23 protein-coding genes are annotated in these 17,617 nt (G+C 43.4%); 2 read left to right on the top strand and 21 right to left on the bottom strand.

The genetic code is table 11. The features are described from left to right. Positions 1-203: 203 nt before the first annotated feature. From JKM87_RS00610 to spoIIIAA, 17 genes are all read right to left on the bottom strand, one after another. A complete protein-coding gene (locus tag JKM87_RS00610; protein WP_336885105.1) occupies positions 204-1,091 on the bottom strand; it encodes a polyprenyl synthetase family protein in 888 nt (295 codons plus the stop codon). Beyond that, on the bottom strand, positions 1,092-1,397 hold the full coding sequence (xseB, locus tag JKM87_RS00605; RefSeq protein ID WP_202076722.1) for an exodeoxyribonuclease VII small subunit: 306 nt from the start codon (positions 1,395-1,397) through the stop codon (positions 1,092-1,094). Then, positions 1,390-2,748, bottom strand: a complete 1,359-nt coding sequence (gene xseA, locus JKM87_RS00600; RefSeq protein WP_202076720.1) for an exodeoxyribonuclease VII large subunit — start codon at positions 2,746-2,748, stop codon at positions 1,390-1,392. The genes xseB and xseA overlap by 8 nt, the downstream gene beginning before the upstream one ends. 99 nt (positions 2,749-2,847) lie before the next feature. Beyond that, on the bottom strand, positions 2,848-3,714 hold the full coding sequence (folD, locus tag JKM87_RS00595; protein WP_202076718.1) for a bifunctional methylenetetrahydrofolate dehydrogenase/methenyltetrahydrofolate cyclohydrolase FolD: 867 nt from the start codon (positions 3,712-3,714) through the stop codon (positions 2,848-2,850). A 120-nt stretch (positions 3,715-3,834) separates the two neighbouring features. Further along, positions 3,835-4,794, bottom strand: a complete 960-nt coding sequence (locus JKM87_RS00590; RefSeq protein ID WP_202076716.1) for a Kae1-like domain-containing protein — start codon at positions 4,792-4,794, stop codon at positions 3,835-3,837. A 22-nt stretch (positions 4,795-4,816) separates the two neighbouring features. Further along, entirely contained in the window at positions 4,817-5,200 is a 384-nt protein-coding gene (gene nusB, locus JKM87_RS00585) for a transcription antitermination factor NusB (protein ID WP_202076714.1), read from the bottom strand. Beyond that, a complete protein-coding gene (locus tag JKM87_RS00580) occupies positions 5,197-5,583 on the bottom strand; it encodes an Asp23/Gls24 family envelope stress response protein (RefSeq protein WP_202076712.1) in 387 nt (128 codons plus the stop codon). Before JKM87_RS00580 ends, nusB begins: the two co-directional genes overlap by 4 nt. A 37-nt stretch (positions 5,584-5,620) precedes the next feature. Further along, the gene (accC, locus tag JKM87_RS00575; protein WP_202076709.1) at positions 5,621-6,976 is read right to left on the bottom strand and encodes an acetyl-CoA carboxylase biotin carboxylase subunit; all 1,356 of its coding nucleotides are present in this window, start codon (positions 6,974-6,976) and stop codon (positions 5,621-5,623) included. Positions 6,977-6,988: 12 nt separating this feature from the next. Then, positions 6,989-7,498, bottom strand: coding sequence for an acetyl-CoA carboxylase biotin carboxyl carrier protein (gene accB, locus JKM87_RS00570; RefSeq protein ID WP_202076707.1), 510 nt, complete (start codon positions 7,496-7,498; stop codon positions 6,989-6,991). Between the two features lie 156 nt (positions 7,499-7,654). Then, the gene (locus JKM87_RS00565; RefSeq protein ID WP_202076705.1) at positions 7,655-8,227 is read right to left on the bottom strand and encodes a SpoIIIAH-like family protein; all 573 of its coding nucleotides are present in this window, start codon (positions 8,225-8,227) and stop codon (positions 7,655-7,657) included. 35 nt (positions 8,228-8,262) lie between these two features. After that, the gene (gene spoIIIAG, locus JKM87_RS00560) at positions 8,263-8,937 is read right to left on the bottom strand and encodes a stage III sporulation protein AG (RefSeq protein WP_202076703.1); all 675 of its coding nucleotides are present in this window, start codon (positions 8,935-8,937) and stop codon (positions 8,263-8,265) included. Continuing rightward, on the bottom strand, positions 8,938-9,645 hold the full coding sequence (spoIIIAF, locus tag JKM87_RS00555; protein ID WP_202076698.1) for a stage III sporulation protein AF: 708 nt from the start codon (positions 9,643-9,645) through the stop codon (positions 8,938-8,940). It lies immediately after the preceding gene. A 12-nt stretch (positions 9,646-9,657) separates the two neighbouring features. Further along, entirely contained in the window at positions 9,658-10,875 is a 1,218-nt protein-coding gene (gene spoIIIAE, locus JKM87_RS00550) for a stage III sporulation protein AE (protein WP_202076696.1), read from the bottom strand. Between the two features lie 45 nt (positions 10,876-10,920). Then, complete coding sequence (spoIIIAD, locus tag JKM87_RS00545; protein WP_202076694.1) at positions 10,921-11,310, bottom strand: stage III sporulation protein AD; 390 nt, start codon at positions 11,308-11,310, stop codon at positions 10,921-10,923. Between the two features lie 13 nt (positions 11,311-11,323). Further along, positions 11,324-11,527, bottom strand: coding sequence for a stage III sporulation protein AC (gene spoIIIAC / locus JKM87_RS00540; protein WP_202076687.1), 204 nt, complete (start codon positions 11,525-11,527; stop codon positions 11,324-11,326). Between the two features lie 14 nt (positions 11,528-11,541). Beyond that, positions 11,542-12,060, bottom strand: coding sequence for a stage III sporulation protein SpoIIIAB (gene spoIIIAB / locus JKM87_RS00535; protein WP_202076680.1), 519 nt, complete (start codon positions 12,058-12,060; stop codon positions 11,542-11,544). Further along, positions 12,053-13,027, bottom strand: a complete 975-nt coding sequence (gene spoIIIAA / locus JKM87_RS00530; protein ID WP_202076679.1) for a stage III sporulation protein AA — start codon at positions 13,025-13,027, stop codon at positions 12,053-12,055. Before spoIIIAA ends, spoIIIAB begins: the two co-directional genes overlap by 8 nt. Positions 13,028-13,195: 168 nt before the next feature. Between spoIIIAA and JKM87_RS00525 the strand changes: the two genes are divergently transcribed. Further along, entirely contained in the window at positions 13,196-14,002 is an 807-nt protein-coding gene (locus JKM87_RS00525) for an alpha/beta fold hydrolase (protein WP_202076677.1), read from the top strand. On the opposite strand, the gene JKM87_RS00520 is transcribed toward JKM87_RS00525, so the two are convergent. Beyond that, positions 13,991-14,263 carry a YqhV family protein gene (locus tag JKM87_RS00520; RefSeq protein WP_202076676.1) on the bottom strand — a complete coding sequence of 91 codons (273 nt, stop codon included), beginning with the start codon at positions 14,261-14,263 and terminating at the stop codon, positions 13,991-13,993. The genes JKM87_RS00525 and JKM87_RS00520 overlap by 12 nt on opposite strands. 102 nt (positions 14,264-14,365) lie before the next feature. Here JKM87_RS00520 and JKM87_RS00515 point away from each other — a divergent pair, with 102 nt between their 5' ends. After that, on the top strand, positions 14,366-15,145 hold the full coding sequence (locus JKM87_RS00515) for a 2-phosphosulfolactate phosphatase (RefSeq protein WP_202076675.1): 780 nt from the start codon (positions 14,366-14,368) through the stop codon (positions 15,143-15,145). Positions 15,146-15,286: 141 nt separating this feature from the next. Here the strand turns inward: JKM87_RS00515 and efp are convergent, their stop codons facing one another. From efp to JKM87_RS00500, 3 genes are all read right to left on the bottom strand, one after another. Beyond that, positions 15,287-15,844 (bottom strand): elongation factor P, encoded by a 558-nt coding sequence (gene efp / locus JKM87_RS00510; RefSeq protein WP_202076674.1) that lies wholly within the window; start codon positions 15,842-15,844, stop codon positions 15,287-15,289. A 127-nt stretch (positions 15,845-15,971) separates the two neighbouring features. Then, on the bottom strand, positions 15,972-17,042 hold the full coding sequence (locus JKM87_RS00505) for a M24 family metallopeptidase (RefSeq protein ID WP_336885104.1): 1,071 nt from the start codon (positions 17,040-17,042) through the stop codon (positions 15,972-15,974). 26 nt (positions 17,043-17,068) lie between these two features. Beyond that, positions 17,069-17,611 carry a YqhR family membrane protein gene (locus JKM87_RS00500; protein ID WP_202076671.1) on the bottom strand — a complete coding sequence of 181 codons (543 nt, stop codon included), beginning with the start codon at positions 17,609-17,611 and terminating at the stop codon, positions 17,069-17,071. Positions 17,612-17,617: the final 6 nt, after the last annotated feature.

Genomic DNA, 17,617 nt, shown 5'->3' with positions numbered 1-17,617 from the left:
CCAATACTTAGGATATAACAATCCCTATGATATAAAACATATATACATGCTAAAACGGGCATGCATATAGCAATGAGTATGTACTCATATTATAGCATACAGCTAGGCTCTTCTCAATGTATAGATATGGAAGGGTGATGGCAGAGCTAGTGGGCTGCCGCGCGCCTGGGCTTAGATGGTGTTAACACGACGGGACAGATGATCTAAGACTCACGAGCGACCATAAACTCTGATAATTCAAACAGTATGTCCGATTGTGGTTCAATACGTGTGAGTAAGTCCTGTGCTTGTTTAATATGTGAGGCAACAAATGCCCTTGCCTGTTCTAGGCCATATAAGGAGACGTATGTCGTCTTCTTATTCTCCCTGTCGCTCCCTACCTGTTTACCCAGTTTTTTTTCATCCCCTACTTCATCTAGAATATCATCTTGAATTTGAAAGGCTAGACCAATGTGGCGAGCAAATTGCGTCAAATCATCTCTTTTTTCCTGCGAGGTCTCGGCCAGTATTGCACCGAGTCGAACGGCACATACGATTAAATCAGCCGTTTTATGCTCGTGTATATATCTTAGTTCTTCAGGCGTAAGCGACTTCTCTTCTCCTTGGATATCAGCGACTTGTCCACCCACCATTCCTGCTGGCCCAGCGTACCGTGATAATTCATTCACCATATCTACGATAATGTGGGGTTTCACATCGTGACTCGGATTGGTCAAAACGTGAAAAGCATGGGTCAGCAACCCATCTCCAGCTAGAATAGCCATCCCTTCACCATAGACTTTGTGGTTCGTTAGCTGACCACGTCGATAGTCATCATCGTCCATAGCGGGCAGGTCATCATGAATTAAAGAATATGTATGAATCATTTCAACCGCACAAGCGGCCTCTTTTCCCTTATTGAGATCTACACCTAACACACTAAGAGTGGCCAAGAGAAAAATAGGGCGTATGCGCTTGCCCCCTGCTAAAAGGGAATACTTCATACTATCGACGAGGTCTGCAGGCGCCTGAATCCGCTCTACACTTTCTTTTAGCGCCTCATCTAGCATTTGCTGCTGTTCCTTCATAAACACCTGCAACGAAGCCGCCACCTATCGGTCCTCCTCTAGCTTAAGTTCACGCTTTGTTAACTGTCCATCCTCTTCTAGCAAGACGTGAACTTGCTTTTCAACTTTTTCTAGCTTTTGATGACAGTTTTTAGATAGGGACATCCCTTCCTGGAAAAGTTCGATTGCTTTTTCTAAAGGGACTTCTCCCGTTTCTAGCTGTTGGACAATGTGTTCTAATTGTGCCATCTCTTCCTCAAACGATTTTTCCGTCTGCCCTACATTGCTTTGACTGTTTTCGCTATCATCAACGTTAACGTTGTTCGTATTGACTGCGTCTTGTTCACTCATGTTGGCTAACCTCCTTTTTATCACGAACCTGACAATCGAGTTCGCCATCTTGCATGCGGACCTTAACCTTCTGTCCCTCCTCAATGTCTTTGACTGATCGATACAACGTTTCCTTACTCTGATTATATATTAAGGAGTACCCTTTTGTCATAATCTTAAGCGGGCTGTACGCCTCAAGTTTAGACAGTTGCCAGTTGAGTTGCTCCCGTTTTCTAATAAGGTGTCGTTCCATCTCTTTCTCCAACTGCTGTCTCAATCTAATATGATCCCTTGCCGCTTGCTTTAATTGCGCTTGAGGATTCATCTGTATTAAAGCTCGTTTTGAGTGTTGTAATTGAAGTTGTTTACTCAATTGCTGTTGGCGTATCGCCTGTTCTAATCGCATGATCTTATGATCAAGTTCTTGTTCTTTCTCCTGTATGAGACGCTGTGGGTAACGAAAGGCGTAACGGTTGCCAATCGCCTCAAGTCGTTGGCGCTTTTGCTCTAGAGAAAGCATTAACGATCTTTTCAGGCTTGTACGCGCTTGTTGTACCTTTTCTCTTAATTCTGTCAAAACTGGGACCGCTAGCTCTGCAGCAGCGGTGGGTGTAGGGGCTCTGAGGTCCGCTACAAAATCAGCGATCGTAAAATCCGTTTCATGTCCTACGGCTGAAATGACTGGAACGTGAGAATGATGGATGGCAGTGGCCACGATTTCCTCATTAAAAGCCCATAACTCTTCAATTGACCCACCGCCTCTACCAACGATCAGAACATCGAGTTGGCCCGTTGTTTGGGCTCGTCCAATGGCATCCGCTATGGACTTTGGCGCATACTCTCCTTGGACGTTAACTGGAAATATCACAATCTCAGCGATAGGAAAACGACGTGTGATTGTGATTAAGATATCTCGGATGGCTGCCCCCGTTTTTGAAGTAATCACACCGATTCGTTTAGGAAACTTGGGGATAGGTTTCTTCTTATTTTCGTCAAACCAACCCCGTTGTTCTAATTTTTGCTTTAACTGTTCGTATGCTTGGTACAAAGCACCGATACCATCTGGTTGCATCTCTTTGGCCAACAATTGGTATTGTCCGTCACGTTCGTAGACATTCACTTCGCCACGGACAAGCACTTTCATCCCGTTTTGAGGCATGAATTTCAAATAACGGTTATGCCCTGCAAACATAACCGTTCTGACTCTGGAATATTCGTCTTTTAATGTAAAGTACATATGGCCTCGACTATGGTGGGTAAAATTAGATATTTCCGCTCTGACCCACACATTCCTTAAGGACGATTCACGTTCAATGAGATGTTTGACTTGATGGGTTAACTCACGAACGGTTAAGATATGTTGCTGATCCAATTTATCACTCCTTTGTAGAAGTGCTACAAATCACCACGCTGAATTATAGGTAACAAGACTGGTAATCACCCTGATGATACAACCTAAGTTGTTAACCGATTAACCTGTGTGTGTGACAGCTTGGTGTCTTTTGGCAGACTCTAACGTGTTATATAAAAGCATTGTTCTTGTCATTGGACCTACGCCCCCTGGTACAGGTGTGATGAAGCTTGCGATTTCTTTTAACTCGTCAAAACGTACGTCCCCAACTAAACGGCCTTCATGATTACGATTGACACCGACATCAATTACAATCGTGCCGGGTGCCACGTGTTCTTTTCCTACAAACTCTTCTCTGCCCACCGCTACAATCAACACATCCGCTTGCTTAGTGATGTCAGTTAGCTTTTGTGTCCGAGAGTGACAAATGGTGACCGTTGCATGTTCTTGCAACATTAATAACGATACGGGTTTGCCCACGATATTACTGCGGCCGACTACGACCACATGTTTCCCTTGCAAATCTGTGCCTGTTGATTTAATCATTTTTACAATTCCGTGCGGGGTACAAGGCAGAAAACATTCATCGCCAATCACCATATTGCCGACATTAACCGGATGAAAACCATCCACGTCTTTCTCTGGAACGATGGCATTTATCACTTTCTCCTCCGAGATGTGGTCCGGTAGAGGAAGTTGCACGAGAATACCGTGTATTTGTGGATCATGATTAAGCTTATCGATGTGAGCAAGTAGTTCACTTTCTGTCGTTCTCTCTCCTAAGCGTATCGCTGTTGAATGGATCCCTACTTTTTCACAATCTTTTATCTTGGCCTTCACGTAGGATACGGATGCAGGATGTTCTCCAACCAGTATAACGGCCAAACCTGGCTGCACATTATTTTTCCTCAATCTCTGTACTTCCTGCGCTATATCCTCATGAAATGTCTGGGCTAGTTCTTTTCCACTTATAATTGTTGCTGTCAAAGTTATTCCTCCTCGTCATCACACTTCGTCGTTCAATCCTGTGCTTCTATTTCCTTTATCAACAGTCTACCGTGATTCACAAGAGAAGTAAATACCGAACATTTATGTAATAAATACTATTTATTGTTCATCTTTTATACGCTTATTCGCTAAACAAGCCACACCAAAAGCGTTATCTGTCGCATAACGGGGATCTGCCGTGTAAACCTTTGCCCCATTGACAGGATGTTCTAATCGCTTTTTTAATTGTGATAGAATATATTGATTGGCCGCAACGCCCCCCACGAGAAGGATTTCTTTTACACGTGTTTGCTCTACGGCTGCGCGTACTGATTTTTCAAGTGTTTTGGATATGTTACGCTCTACTGCACGCGCGATAGCGGGAGAACTGTAATCTCTATTATCAATGTGCCGCATCCCAGCCGTGGTTGGACCAGAAAAACTAAAATCAACCCCTTGAACGAATGAAGGGATAATAGGGATGTCCTCATGTTCAGTAACAGAGGCTGCTAAATGTTCAAGGTGTGGCCCCGAGGGAAACTGTAAGCCTAAAGCCACGCCGATGCGGTCGACGAATTGTCCCGCATGCAAATCGAGTGTCCCGCCTAATTTGACAATATCGTACCCCATACTGTGACGGTAAACGTGTAACACTTCACTCGTCCCACCAGATAAGTGAACGGCGATGAAAGTATCCTGATGGGGTCTTTCTAGTGCAGAGTACTCACCTGCAGCTATATGCCCTTCCTGGTGACTTGTCGTGATGTACGGAACAGAAAGAAAGTGAGCCAAAGTCTGTGCTAAGACTTCGCCCACTTTAAATACTGGCATATAGGAGTCATCGACTGGTCGAGGTTTTACACTGACCCCGATCGCTTTAATATCATAACGTCCTTTGAGGTCACGTAAAATGTTTTGCCACGATTTGAGATGTTCAAATACTGCTGTCGATTGTTGCAGACCTCTTTCACCTTTAGGAACAGGTAAAAGAGGGTGAGACTCTTCGACCGCCTTAAAGTCATCGTTAAGGATACAGATGGACGTACGGTAATTACTGGTGTCTATTCCTAATATGGCCATGACATTACTCCTAAAATTGTTTTCAGGATGAGCTCACATTTGATAACAGACCGTTAATGAATTTTGCGGAGTCGTCCGTACCAAAAGACTTGGCCAACTCTACCGCTTCATTAATCGCCACTTCATTGGGAACATCATCACGGTGGAAAATTTCGTACACACCTAAACGTAAAATGGCGCGGTCCGTGATGGCGAGTCGCTCTAACGACCAGTTTTTCAAATGCGGTGTAATCTTTTGATCTAAGCTGTCCATTTGCTCTGAGACCCCTGCTAATACCTCCTCAAGATACGTATCAGAAGGTTCTTCATCGAGCACATTGGATAGCGCTTGTTGCCAAGAAGCCTTGACCATGTCCATTTGGTACAAGGCTTGTATGATGCGTTCTCTCGCTAGTCTTCGTTTCATTTAGTTTCTTCTCCACCCTGCTTTACGTGAACACTGATCACATGTACATTAACTTCAACGACGTCTAACCCTGTCATGTTCTGTACCGTGGATTTAACGTTTTCCTGTACAGCTGTTGCTACCTCAGGAATTCGCACACCATAGTCAACGATGATAGAAACTTCAATCACTGAATGGTTCTCACCTAGTTCGACCTTTACCCCTCTAGAGAGGTTTTTACGACCTAGTCTCTCTGCAATTCCGCCAACAAAACCACCGCTCATGTAGGCCACACCATCAATTTCCGATGCAGCTAAGCCAGCGATCACTTCAAGGACGTCTGGGGCTATTTCGACCTTGCCTAATTCAGACGCTTGATGAAAATGTGGGAATGATGTTTCCATTCTAATACACCTCCGTAAACTTACCTTACTCTTCTTATCATTTCTTTTTCTCAGTTAAATCATAAGTCTCAAGAAACTTAGTGTTAAAATCGCCGCTCTGAAAGGCTTCGTGACTCATGACACGTTTATGAAAATCAATCGTGGTGTCAATACCATCCACTGCAAACTCGTCTAAAGCACGCTTCATCCGTCTGATGGCCTCTCCTCGATCTTTCCCCCAAACGATGAGCTTGGCAATCATGGAATCATAATGAGGAGAAATGAAGTAGCCTGGATAAGCCCCGCTATCGACACGTACACCCACGCCCCCTGGCGGAAGGTACATATCAATTTGCCCCGGTGATGGCATAAAATTCTTGTCTGGATTTTCTGCGTTAATACGACATTCGATAGACCACCCGTCTAATTGTACATCTTCTTGAGAAAAAGACAAAGGATTTCCGGCGGCAACGGATATTTGTTCCTTGATTAAGTCAATACCTGTCACCTGCTCAGTCACGGGATGTTCAACCTGAATACGCGTGTTCATCTCCATGAAGTAGTAATGACCGTCCTTGTCGTAGATAAACTCAATGGTCCCTGCCCCAGCGTAATCCACCGCTTTGGCAGCAGCAACGGCGTCGCCCCCCATTTGTTGACGTTTCTCCTCCGATAGGGCTGGCGATGGCGCCTCCTCTATCAGTTTCTGTAGACGACGTTGGATGGAGCAATCGCGTTCACCAAGGTGCACTGCGTTGCCATGTTTGTCAGCCATGACTTGAATTTCTACGTGTCGGAAATCTTCTATAAATTTCTCAATATACACACCAGGATTACCGAAAGCCGTAGCCGCTTCCTGCTGTGTGATATTCATACCCTTGATGAGATCTTCTTTCGTCCGCGCTACCCGTATGCCTTTTCCTCCGCCACCTGCTGTGGCTTTAATAATGACAGGATAGCCAATCTTTTCTGCCACTTGAAGGGCTTCATCCTCGCTTTCAACAATGCCATCTGAACCTGGCACGATCGGAACCCCAGCTTCCTCCATGGTCTCACGCGCCACGGCTTTGGCTCCCATTTTGCTAATGGCTTCTGGGCTTGGCCCAATAAAAGTAATATTACAAGCGGCACAAAGCTCAGCAAAATCAGCGTTTTCCGATAAAAACCCGTAGCCTGGGTGGACAGCATCAGTCTCCGTTAAAGTCGCTACACTCATGAGATTGGTAAAGTTAAGGTAGCTCTCTTTTGACGGGGTTGGACCGATGCAATACGCTTCATCTGCTAACCTCACGTGGAGTGAATCCTTATCCGCTTCAGAGTAAACGGCGACTGTTTCAATACCGAGCTCCTTACATGCACGTATAATGCGTACCGCAATCTCTCCGCGGTTGGCAACTAAGATTTTATTAAACATGGTAACTCCCCTTTACTCAGGCCTCACTAAGAATAGAGGTTGTCCGTATTCTACAAGTTGTCCATTCTCAACGAGTACTTCTACAATCTCACCACGGACTTCCGCTTCTATCTCGTTCATTAATTTCATTGCTTCAACGATACAAACGACCGTGGCGTCTTGAACCTTATCACCAGACTTAACGTAAGGGTCTGCATCTGGAGACGGGGCAGAGTAGAACGTTCCTACCATCGGTGATGTAATCTGATGTAAATTTTGGTCATCAGCGACGTCTGATGGCGCTGGTGCAGCCTTTTCCCTTTGAGGTTCTGGTGCAACAGGAGCCTCAGGTGCTCTCGTTTCGGGCTCTGTGGACACTGCTTCTTGTCTAGTGACAGCCTCAGACGGTGTATGTACAGCAGTGGTTCCTTGTTCATTTTTCTTTATCATCACTTTGAGCCCTTCGAATTCGTATTCAAAGTCATTAATCGATGATTGATCGACTAATTTAATAAGTTCTCGAATTTCATGCATCTTTAACACTTTATCACTCCTAAACTATAGGATATCTAATTTAAACATTTACACTCATTATATCATAGTTTACCTTACATGTTGCACAAAATAAAGACCTTACTTTAGGAGTAGATCCCAAAATAAGGTCTTAACTGAAGTGTCGCATCTCTTTAGAAGTTTAACTTAGCGGAAAGTGACATTCACTTGATGTCCGCCAACGTCAAGATGCTCTTGGACCATTCGAATGATTCCCACCGCTTGCTGTCTATCAAGTGTGTCCGCTTGCACCACGACGTTAACTTTATCATCATTGGCAACAACTAATGCTTCTTCATAGCCCTCTGCTTTGAGGAGACTCTCAATGGTCAATTCTGCCTCAGATAGCTCCTCTATTCGTTCCATACTAGATCTTGTTTCTGCGAGGGTTTGGGCGTTGGCTTCCGAAGATGATAGGGCCTCTCTATATTCTTCTAGCTGTTTTTGTCTTTCGGTTTCGATTTCTACCCTCTGAGTAATAAAATAGTCACTTGTGGATTCGATACCGCTGGCCATACTTTCTTCACTTACATTTTCTTCATCTTCTGATTGGACATCCATGTCACTTTCAACCTCTCCGTAGGATTCCATTAATTCTTCATCGTCCCAGACATAATCATTCACATTCGTTGGTTCGTGGTTAAAGAGATAGTACGCTGAAAGAACCACCATCAAAGATAACATTGTCAACAGCCAAACGGTTTGTTTCTTCAATACCATTTAGACAGCCTCCCTTTTTTTCTTAGTAATCTATGTCAATTTTTAGGTAACACGGAAATGCGGTGTAAAGGTACATCCAACGTGCGTTGAACCGCCTCAAGGATCCAGGCTTTGACCTGTGCATTTTCAGCACCAGAAGCCACGACCATCACACCTCTTACTTTGGGTTTTTTCTTCATGATAATCACTGGTTCATCCCCATCATTCTTGCGTATAATGACCACTTGCTCATCTGTTGTATCGTCAACAATACTACGACTCCCCCCTTCTCTGTCTTGTTCATTGGTTTGTGAATGTTGTGTTCTCACATTCTTCTCTACGACGATTTGCTCTGTTGAATCTAGATTAACGAAAACGGTCACATCCCCAACACCTCTGATCGTTGTCAGGGTATCTTTCAGCTTATTCTCATAAAACCTTTCATACTCTCGCATGGTCTCTGGGCTACTTCGTGAAGGACCGAAGACTTCTTCTGTATCTTCAGTTTCGTCTGCTTCATGCGTTAAGTTTTCTTGAGAGGAAGACGTGACAGGTTGGACCTGTCTTTGGTCGTTAAAATAATGGTGCAGCATCATCGCTCCCAATCCGATACATCCTACTAACAAAATCCACTGCGTGATGGTGAGTTTGTTTTCTTCTGAACGAGATTCCTGTTCTTGCTTCTCCTCGAAAAAGATAGGTTTCATCCACTGCCATATTTTTCTTATCATTCACGAGTCACCTCCTCTTTGCCATGCGATATTAATCTTGTCTACAGAAATATTCCATTCATCTTGTACAAATTTTAGAACCTCTTTTTGCAAATTTTTTTGTTCTTTTGTCCAAGCTTCAGATTCAATTCCGCCGTTCAAATTCTCATTGATGTTGACATTGACCGGTTCAACTGGTTCTATAGTCACAGCATCGTCAGAAATGTCATCCTCGTCCTCCTGTCCCTTATATTCTGCTTGGGCTCCCTCTTGGCTAGTGTTCGTTTGCTTTACAGCTTGGGCTAAAGTCAACTTCAGACCTTCCAGTTCGATGTCTTCCCCTCGAACCTCAAGTGCGATCTCAATACCTGCTACACTGACAGGCCATGTTTGCTCTATTTTTTGAGTGATGTGATCCCGCCACGTTCGACTCGCCTCCTCTAGGACATAGGATTGTTGCATCTCTTCTATCTTTTCTTCATGTGCACGAACACTGGCCGACATCGGTTCCTCATGAGAAGAGGTAGAAGCGTCTAAAGCCTGTAAAAGTTGTTCATGATCAAATTGAAACAGTTTCAATACTGGAGATAAGATAATGAGAATGAGCAAGAAGCCGACTACGAGCTTGACATATTTTCTCATGCTACTATTGGGTAGTATTAAATCTAGGAATGTGGCCATGAGAATGAGTAGTACGATCTGCTGTATCCATTCCCCGATAAAGCTCATGCCAATGTCCTCCTATCGCACCATGATCGATAGATTTCCAGCCGCGATGATGATTGTAATCGCTAAAAAAAACATGAGACACACGGTGGCTAGTGCGGCAAAAACAAACAGTAGATTTTTACCGATAATCCCTAAGCATTCAATCACACTTGAGTTACCGAGTGGTTGCAGCAGTGCAGCAGATATATTAAAGATAATGGCGATGGTTAGAATTTTTAAGGCTGGAAAAGCACAAAGCATGATTAAGATAATAACGCCCGCCAGCCCGATCGTGTTTTTAACCAAAAGCGAAGCCCCTATAACAGTGTCGGTCGCGTCTGTGAACATCCTTCCAACGACTGGAACAAAATTACCTGTGACGAATTTAGCGGTCTTAATCGTGACGCCGTCGACAACGGCACTTGTGGCCCCCTGCACTGAAACCACGCCGAGAAATACGGTCAAAAATAAGCCAAGACAACCTATCCCGATATTACGCAGCAGATTGGATAAACGAGACACTTTGTACTGCTCTGTAAAAGTACTGACAATACCTAAAATAGATGAAAAAAATAATAACGGAAAAACGATGCTATAAATTAAGATACCGCTCGTGTTCACTAAAAATATGATCAAGGGGTGAAACAGGGCAACTGACGTGATATTGCCTACTGAAGCCATCAACGCTAACACTAACGGAATTAAGGCCATCATGAAGTTCACCATTGTTGAAATCGCTTCCTTGGCATAATCGATCGCGATAGCAAAGCTGTTCATCGCTAGGATAATAATGACGAGATATGTGATGGCATAGGCCACTCTACTGACACTATTCTTCTCGAATGCAGACTGGATGTGTTCTAAGATCATACTAAAAACTGTCAAAATAATAATCGTAGCTAGAAGCTTGCCATTGAGCCACAGCTCATGAAAAACAAATTTGATAAACCCCTTAACTAGTGAAATTGAGAAGAACGACCCTTCTAATTGAAAAAAGTCACTCATCTTCATTGGTTGGTTCTCGGGTAAGTAACCTTGGTACTCTTCTTGGACTTGCTTCCAGAAGGACTCAACCTCATTAGTTCCTAATTCATTTAATTGATTCTGAACGATGTTGGTCTGCAGAGCGTCATCCTCTTCCGACTGTTGTTCATCCCTCTCTTCTGCAGAGACGAGAACAGGGTTAACGGCGAGAGTCAATATAATGATGAGAAAGGACAATACCAGGACAATCTTAGTTTTCGGTTTCATGGCCGCTCGTCTCCTTTAACGGTGAGCTAGGATCAGGTTAGGATATTAAATAGGGATAAGATTCATGACCGTTTCTATAATGACTGTAATGATAGGGATGGCCATGACCATGATTAGAACCTTACCGGCGAGTTCAATTTTGGATGCGATCGCACCTTGTCCAGCATCTCGCGTAATTTGGGCTCCAAATTCAGCAATGTAGGCTATGCCAATGATCTTTAATATGGTCTTAAGATAGATCAAATTGATACCACCCTCAGTGGCTAGACGCTCGATGACCTGAATGACTTCAGATATTTTGCCAATCAGAAAGACAAAGATAAAAATGCCGGTGAACGTTGCAAGCATAAAAGCAAACAGTGGCTTCTGCTCTTTCAAAAGTAAAATGAGGACTGTAGAGATTAAACCAAGCCCCACGATTTGAATAATTTCCATTCGGAGCTCCCTCCTACTGGAAGAGGAAAACGGATTTGATTTTTTGAAAAAGATCATGAATCCAGCTGGCCACCATATAGAGTACGACAATAAATCCTATCAACGTTACCCACTGAGCCCAGTCGTCTTTACCTGCTTGCTTTAATATGGTATTGACCATGGCCACAACAATACCTATGCCCGCTACTTGAAATATGGTATTGACATCGTAGTTCAATTTATCCACCCCTTTTACAGCATCAGTATCACTATCAGTGCACCGGCTAAAAAGCCTAAGGTTTTGTACATTTTTTCATACTTCAGTTCATCATCTCTGGCTTCTGTCTCTGATTTCTTAAACTGTGCCATCATGAGCTGCAAATGTTTCCGTTGATCATCCCGGTCTGAGTTCCCTATGATTTGTCCAAAGTGCTGTAACCACTCTAGTTCTGCTTTCTTTAGCGCTAATTTCGGTGTATATGTGTGCATCGTTTTTTCCCAGCATTCATATGTTGTGGCCCCATCTAGTTCATCGAAATACTGTCCACACCGACCAAACATCTTGGATATAAGACCCAGGTCCATCACACTGACTTTCTGGAAAGCGACCTGTAAAGGGGTGGAACCGTAACATATTTCAGTCTCCAATAATTGTAAGGCCATCTGTATCTCTCTCAAGAGCAAGGTGCGATCACTCAAACGCTTGGCCAGTTGAAAACCGCATAACGTACTGGATAACAACACGAGGCCTGCCCCAATCAGTTTAAGCATAAGCACTTCCCTCCGTATGAGTGAATACAGGTTGTTGATTCTGATCATAGATGCCTTCAATGGTGCCCACACCGTTTCTATTGCTCAATATGATATATCTTTGAAAGGCGCGTTGCTCAAAGAGAGGGCTTACATTAGGCCTTTTTTCCAGATCGGACATACTCGCACCATGAGCCGTTGTTAGTAACTGCACACCTGCGTATAAAGCCTCCATGATAGCCATCGTATCTTCAGCTGAGCCTATCTCATCTGTAACGATGATGTCTGGACTCATAGAGCGTATGAGCAGCATCATCCCCTCTGCCTTGGGACACGCATCGAGGACATCTACTCTTGGACCTAAATCATTTTGAGGCACGCCCTCTACTGCACTGGCAATCTCTGAACGTTCATCTACCAACCCAATTTTGTGGCCTGGAAGCCGGAGCGCGTGTAAACCTTGACTGAGAATCCTTGATATATCCCTAATGAGCGTTGTTTTGCCACACCGAGGCGGAGAGATAATCAATGTATTAAGAAATTGCCTGTGTTGTATGAGATAAGGAAGCACTTTCTCACCTATCCCTTGGATCTCTTTGGCTACACGTATGTTGAATGAACGTATATCTCTCAACCGACGTATGCGTCCCGCTTCAACGAGGGCACGTCCCACAATCCCTACGCGATGTCCACCCGGGATGGTAATATATCCGCGACGCAATTCCTCTTCTATAGCGTATAAGGAGTGGCGACTAATCAGATTTAGAATCTTCTCTCCGTCTTCGGTGGTAGCCTTAACTCCCTGTTGCCACTCTGTTGAGAGTTCCCCACCTGCGGTTAGAAAGTAAGAAGATTGTTGAAGGACAATTTCGATTGGACGATCAATCCGTACCCGGATTTCCTCAATGCCTTGCAAGGTTTGTTCGTCTATGCGGGACAATAGCTGCCGAATCCTTAGTGGTAATATCACGCTGATATTTGCGTCCATAGAAGCGCCTCCGTCTTTGTCCAATTTTCTTTACAACCATCTTATGCGGGCTTGTATCATTTATGCCTAATTGTGTTTGACAACTTTTTAGATGAAAAAAGGCTGTTGCGGGAAAACTAATACTCATCATGTGTGCGGTTTGTCATGAATAAGTAAGGGGGATTGGTTATGAGTTTTTTACCGTTAGAGGATGTGACACTGTATTATGAAGTACAGGGAGAAGGTATACCACTCGTGTTTATTCACGGGATGAGCCTTTCTCATGTCACCTGGCAACCACAGGTCAACTATTTCAAACGCTTAGGTTATCAGACAATCACGCTCGACATTCGGGGTCATGGGCGAACGAGCGCAACACATCGTAAATATAAACACGGCGATATCATCACGCAGATCACGAAGGATGTACGGGCATTATTAAATTTCTTAAATATTGACCGAGCCATATTCATCGGTTATTCGACCGGGTCAGTGATTTGTCAGCAATTTGCGGATATGTACCCTGAGTGTGTCAGCGGTATGGTCTTGTCTGGGGCCTTCCCCAAAATAATTAATTCTTTTCTGTACTTAAAATTTGTCTTGCCCATGGGGTTAATCAGGCTTGGAATTAAACGCCCTTTAATCAAAGGCGTAGCCCGTGCGAACGGGAAAGACGAGGATCAGATACAAGCCTTTCAGCAAGAAGCAAAAAAAGTGAATAAACGGGAAGCTTTACGACTGCTCAGGGCTTGTCTCACCTTTGATAAAAGGGACGCCCTCCGAAACCTATCCTGCCCGATTTTAGTGATTTATGGCGGAAACGAAAGGCATATGATGGTATATAGACGCGCTTACCTTCGCTACGCTCCGACAGCGGAGGTGTGTTTGATTCCCAATGTTAACCACGCCACACTAACAAAGAAAACAGAAGACTATAACCGCGTCATACTACACTTCTTTAATGAGATTAAAACGAGACACCCGTTATTTTTTTAATCCGTATAATATTATCCCGACACCCAAGCCTATGAGTCCCAGTTTTGAGTATGATACTTTATCAGCGAGATGGATGAGACCTAGACTCACACTACTGATAAATACAATAGGCCCAACGATGGCTAACGTGGCATTAACCATCAACGCTTTCTCAACTTGATTAAATTTTAAAATGAGTAATCCAGCCGTCATTTCAATTAACCCCGAAAGTAAACGTAAACCTGCGAGCGTCAGTATAATTTTTTCAATTCCTGAAAACATGCATCTCCCCCCTACTTGTACATCTTATGTCCAACATCAAACGTACATGCCTCTATGGACACTTTTTTAAATGGGCGTGCATATAAATATGCCAACTGTATAATGGGCTCACTCCAATATGTACGGGGGGTTGAAGAAGACGTGAAGGTTGATGTTGCTTTATCCTTAAGCTATATGAAACAGGAAGACATACAAAAAAAGACCATCGTTGTGATTGACGCTTTGCGAGCGACGACCACCATTCTAACGGCCTTACACGCAGGTGCAGCAAAAGTCATTCCTGTAGAAACAGTAGGGCAAGCCTTACAGTATAAGTGTACCCCTGATACAATTCTAATCGGCGAACGACATAGTGTTAAAATTAACGGGTTTCATTTAGGTAACTCACCGCGTGAGGTTTTAGGGGTAGATTGGAAGGATAAAACTGTTGTCATCACAACATCAAATGGGACGAAAGCGTTACAAAAATCCAAAAAGGCGGCTTACGTCCTTGTGGGTGGCTTTGTTAATGCTTATCATTGTATGTGTGAAGCTGTGGAGAAGAAAAAAGATATTTTATTTGTATGTGCAGGTAGAAAAGGAGAGTTTGCGATAGAAGATACTTTGGCTGCTGGGTTGATGATCAAATATTTAAAAACGCTTAAGCCAACAGTTGAACTAAGTGATACAGCGTTATTTGCTGGCAATTTTTTCAATACGGACGACATTCATGGACGTTTGGCCAAACTTGTGGCTCAAGGTGGTACGGGGCAACGTTTAATTAAGACCGGTCAGAAATCCGATATTGATTTATGTTTGGACTGTGACAAATTTGAATTTACAGGGCTGTACCAACACGGCTACATTACTTCTACACATAAACCTACCAGCCTCAAGACGTGAGTACACGTTTGAAATGGGTTAAAATGCAATAAAAAAAAGGACCAGTTGAAATAATAGGCCAACTGGTCTTATTTTTTGCATTGATGTGTGAATTGATGATAACTAACACTCTTATTGTATTAGATTCATATGCTATCTGTACTAGGCACGAGAGACGTAAGCGCCCGAACGAGTGTCGATAACAAGCTTATCCCCCACATTCACAAAGAATGGGACATTAACAACGAGGCCTGTTTCCATCGTAGCCGGTTTAGAACCACCGGATGCGGTATCTCCCTTAATCCCAGGTTCAGTTTCAACGACTTCCAATTCTACTGTGTTAGGGAGGTCAATCCCTATCGTTTCACCGTTATGCATGATAATGGATACGGGCATGTTTTCTAAAAGGTAATTTAACTCGTTTTCAATCTGGCTACGGTTTAGCACCAGCTGATCATATGTTTCACTATCCATGAATGTAAAATCGTCACCAGAACTATATAAATACTGCATTTTTCTCGTTTCAACATGCGCTTTTTGTATTTTTTCTGTCGTACGGAACGTACGCTCCTGAATCGCACCGGTGCGAATATTCTTAAGCTTCGAACGTACGAATGCAGCCCCTTTACCTGGCTTCACATGTTGAAATTCTGCAATTTGCCAAACTTCATTATCTAACTCAATCGTTAAACCTGTCTTGAAATCAGAAGTTGATATCATGTTTCTTCATCCCCTTACAAAATTGTTCCACACTGCAACAACATCATTGCATTTGGATCTTCACTTCATACGTACATCATAAAGTATGTACACCAACTTATACTCTACACTATTATAAATGTCTCGTCTATTCAACCACGAGGAGTTCTTTGGTGGATGTGGTTAGAATCTCATTACCATGCTCAGTAACAACGATGTCATCTTCAATTCTAACGCCACCTATTCCGCTTAAATAGATACCGGGTTCCACGGTTACGACCATACCCGGTTCAAGGGCTATGTTTGACTTAGTGGAAAGGCTAGGTCCCTCGTGTACGTCTAGTCCCATGCCGTGTCCAGTGGAATGGCCGAAGTACTCTCCGTAGCCTTTTTCAGTAATGTAGTCACGACATATGGCGTCTGCTTCTTTGCCCGTCATCCCTGCTTTAATTTGTTCAACGCCGCGTAATTGAGCCTGAAGGCAGACATCATAAATGTCTTTTAACTTAGGATCTGGTGTGCCTAGAGCAAAGGTGCGCGTCATATCGGAGACATAACCTTGATATAGAGCACCGAAATCTAATGTAATGAAGTCACCTCTTTCTATTTTTTTATCGCTTGCAACACCATGGGGCAAAGCCGAACGATACCCCGAGGCCACAATGATATCAAAAGAAGAAGATGTCGCTCCAAGTTTGCGCATGTGAAACTCAATTTCATTGGCGACTTCAATTTCTTGCATGCCTGGTCGTACAAATTTTAAAATATGTTCAAAGGTTTGATCAGCAATATGTACTGCTTTCTTAATCATTCCAATCTCTTCATGATCTTTCACTAATCTCAGTTTCTCGATCATCTGTGAAACCGGCACAAGTGTACTGTCTTGAAATTGTGTTTCATACTCGCGGTATGTACGAAACGTGACATGATCTTGTTCGAAACCTAAACGTTGTACTTGTTGTTGTTGGAGTTCGCTTGCGATTGTTTCTCCTAACGCTCCGTTGTGTTTGATGACTCTGAAATCTTGTACTTGCTCTTCCGCTTGACTGACATAACGGAAGTCTGTAATAAAAATGGCGTCCCTTTCAGTCACTAAGGCCACCCCAGCTGTGCCCGTGAAACCTGTCACATAGCGAAGATTGGTACGGCTTGTCACTAAAATGGCGTCAATGCCTTCTGCTTCAAATTGTGCTCTTAAACGATCAATTTTTTTACTCACGTTTTTCCTCCCCATCAATTTTGCTCTCAGGTTTGCTCATGTCGCATCGCTTTTTCTTTCTCCAATATTCTATCATTAAACTCATACGAAATGGAATAACCGACGAACAAACCATAAAAGACAAAGATACAGACATACGTAATATTCGTGGTCCATCCTAATTCCCGAACAGATTCTGTCCCGGGTATTAACTGATTTAAACCTAAAAAAATAATAGCCCAAACCACTAGACCTAAGCCAATGCCTAACCATATCGTATTAAATCTACGGCACATATAGTAGTACGCATACGCCACCCCAATGGAAATGACACTGACAGAAACCATACCTAGAAGGTGTCCCCATGGCCCTTTTAGCGACGGGTAGAACATATACAGATGTGTATTTTGCCATATGATCCCCGGCCCGAATGGAATAAAGTTCATAAAATGAGCAAAGTAAGCGAGTAAGGATGCAAATAAACCACCAAAAAAGCCCGTACTTAGAATGTATTGTCTCATCGGAGTTTCCCGTCTATGGTCTTTTTTATCATTTTGCAAACTTTCATCTCTATGACGACCACGTTTCATGATATC

The sequence above is a fragment of the Caldalkalibacillus salinus genome (assembly GCF_016745835.1).
GTDB lineage: Bacteria > Bacillota > Bacilli > Caldalkalibacillales > JCM-10596 > Caldalkalibacillus_A > Caldalkalibacillus_A salinus.
The sequence above is the reverse complement of the archived record's forward strand: the minus strand, read 5'-3'. Positions and strand labels throughout refer to the sequence as shown.

Excerpts from the sequence above, each read along its gene's own strand:
- xseB (WP_202076722.1), bottom strand. The coding sequence starts at position 1,397 with ATGAGTGAACAAGACGCAGTCAATACGAACAACGTTAACGTTGATGAT.
- JKM87_RS00590 (WP_202076716.1), bottom strand. The coding sequence starts at position 4,794 with ATGGCCATATTAGGAATAGACACCAGTAATTACCGTACGTCCATCTGT.
- nusB (WP_202076714.1), bottom strand. The coding sequence starts at position 5,200 with ATGAAACGAAGACTAGCGAGAGAACGCATCATACAAGCCTTGTACCAA.
- JKM87_RS00580 (WP_202076712.1), bottom strand. The coding sequence starts at position 5,583 with ATGGAAACATCATTCCCACATTTTCATCAAGCGTCTGAATTAGGCAAG.
- accC (WP_202076709.1), bottom strand. The coding sequence starts at position 6,976 with ATGTTTAATAAAATCTTAGTTGCCAACCGCGGAGAGATTGCGGTACGC.
- JKM87_RS00565 (WP_202076705.1), bottom strand. The coding sequence starts at position 8,227 with ATGGTATTGAAGAAACAAACCGTTTGGCTGTTGACAATGTTATCTTTG.
- spoIIIAG (WP_202076703.1), bottom strand. The coding sequence starts at position 8,937 with ATGATAAGAAAAATATGGCAGTGGATGAAACCTATCTTTTTCGAGGAG.
- spoIIIAF (WP_202076698.1), bottom strand. The coding sequence starts at position 9,645 with ATGAGCTTTATCGGGGAATGGATACAGCAGATCGTACTACTCATTCTC.
- spoIIIAE (WP_202076696.1), bottom strand. The coding sequence starts at position 10,875 with ATGAAACCGAAAACTAAGATTGTCCTGGTATTGTCCTTTCTCATCATT.
- spoIIIAD (WP_202076694.1), bottom strand. The coding sequence starts at position 11,310 with ATGGAAATTATTCAAATCGTGGGGCTTGGTTTAATCTCTACAGTCCTC.
- spoIIIAB (WP_202076680.1), bottom strand. The coding sequence starts at position 12,060 with ATGCTTAAACTGATTGGGGCAGGCCTCGTGTTGTTATCCAGTACGTTA.
- spoIIIAA (WP_202076679.1), bottom strand. The coding sequence starts at position 13,027 with ATGGACGCAAATATCAGCGTGATATTACCACTAAGGATTCGGCAGCTA.
- JKM87_RS00525 (WP_202076677.1), top strand. The coding sequence starts at position 13,196 with ATGAGTTTTTTACCGTTAGAGGATGTGACACTGTATTATGAAGTACAG.
- JKM87_RS00520 (WP_202076676.1), bottom strand. The coding sequence starts at position 14,263 with ATGTTTTCAGGAATTGAAAAAATTATACTGACGCTCGCAGGTTTACGT.
- JKM87_RS00515 (WP_202076675.1), top strand. The coding sequence starts at position 14,366 with ATGGGCTCACTCCAATATGTACGGGGGGTTGAAGAAGACGTGAAGGTT.
- efp (WP_202076674.1), bottom strand. The coding sequence starts at position 15,844 with ATGATATCAACTTCTGATTTCAAGACAGGTTTAACGATTGAGTTAGAT.
- JKM87_RS00500 (WP_202076671.1), bottom strand. The coding sequence starts at position 17,611 with ATGAAACGTGGTCGTCATAGAGATGAAAGTTTGCAAAATGATAAAAAA.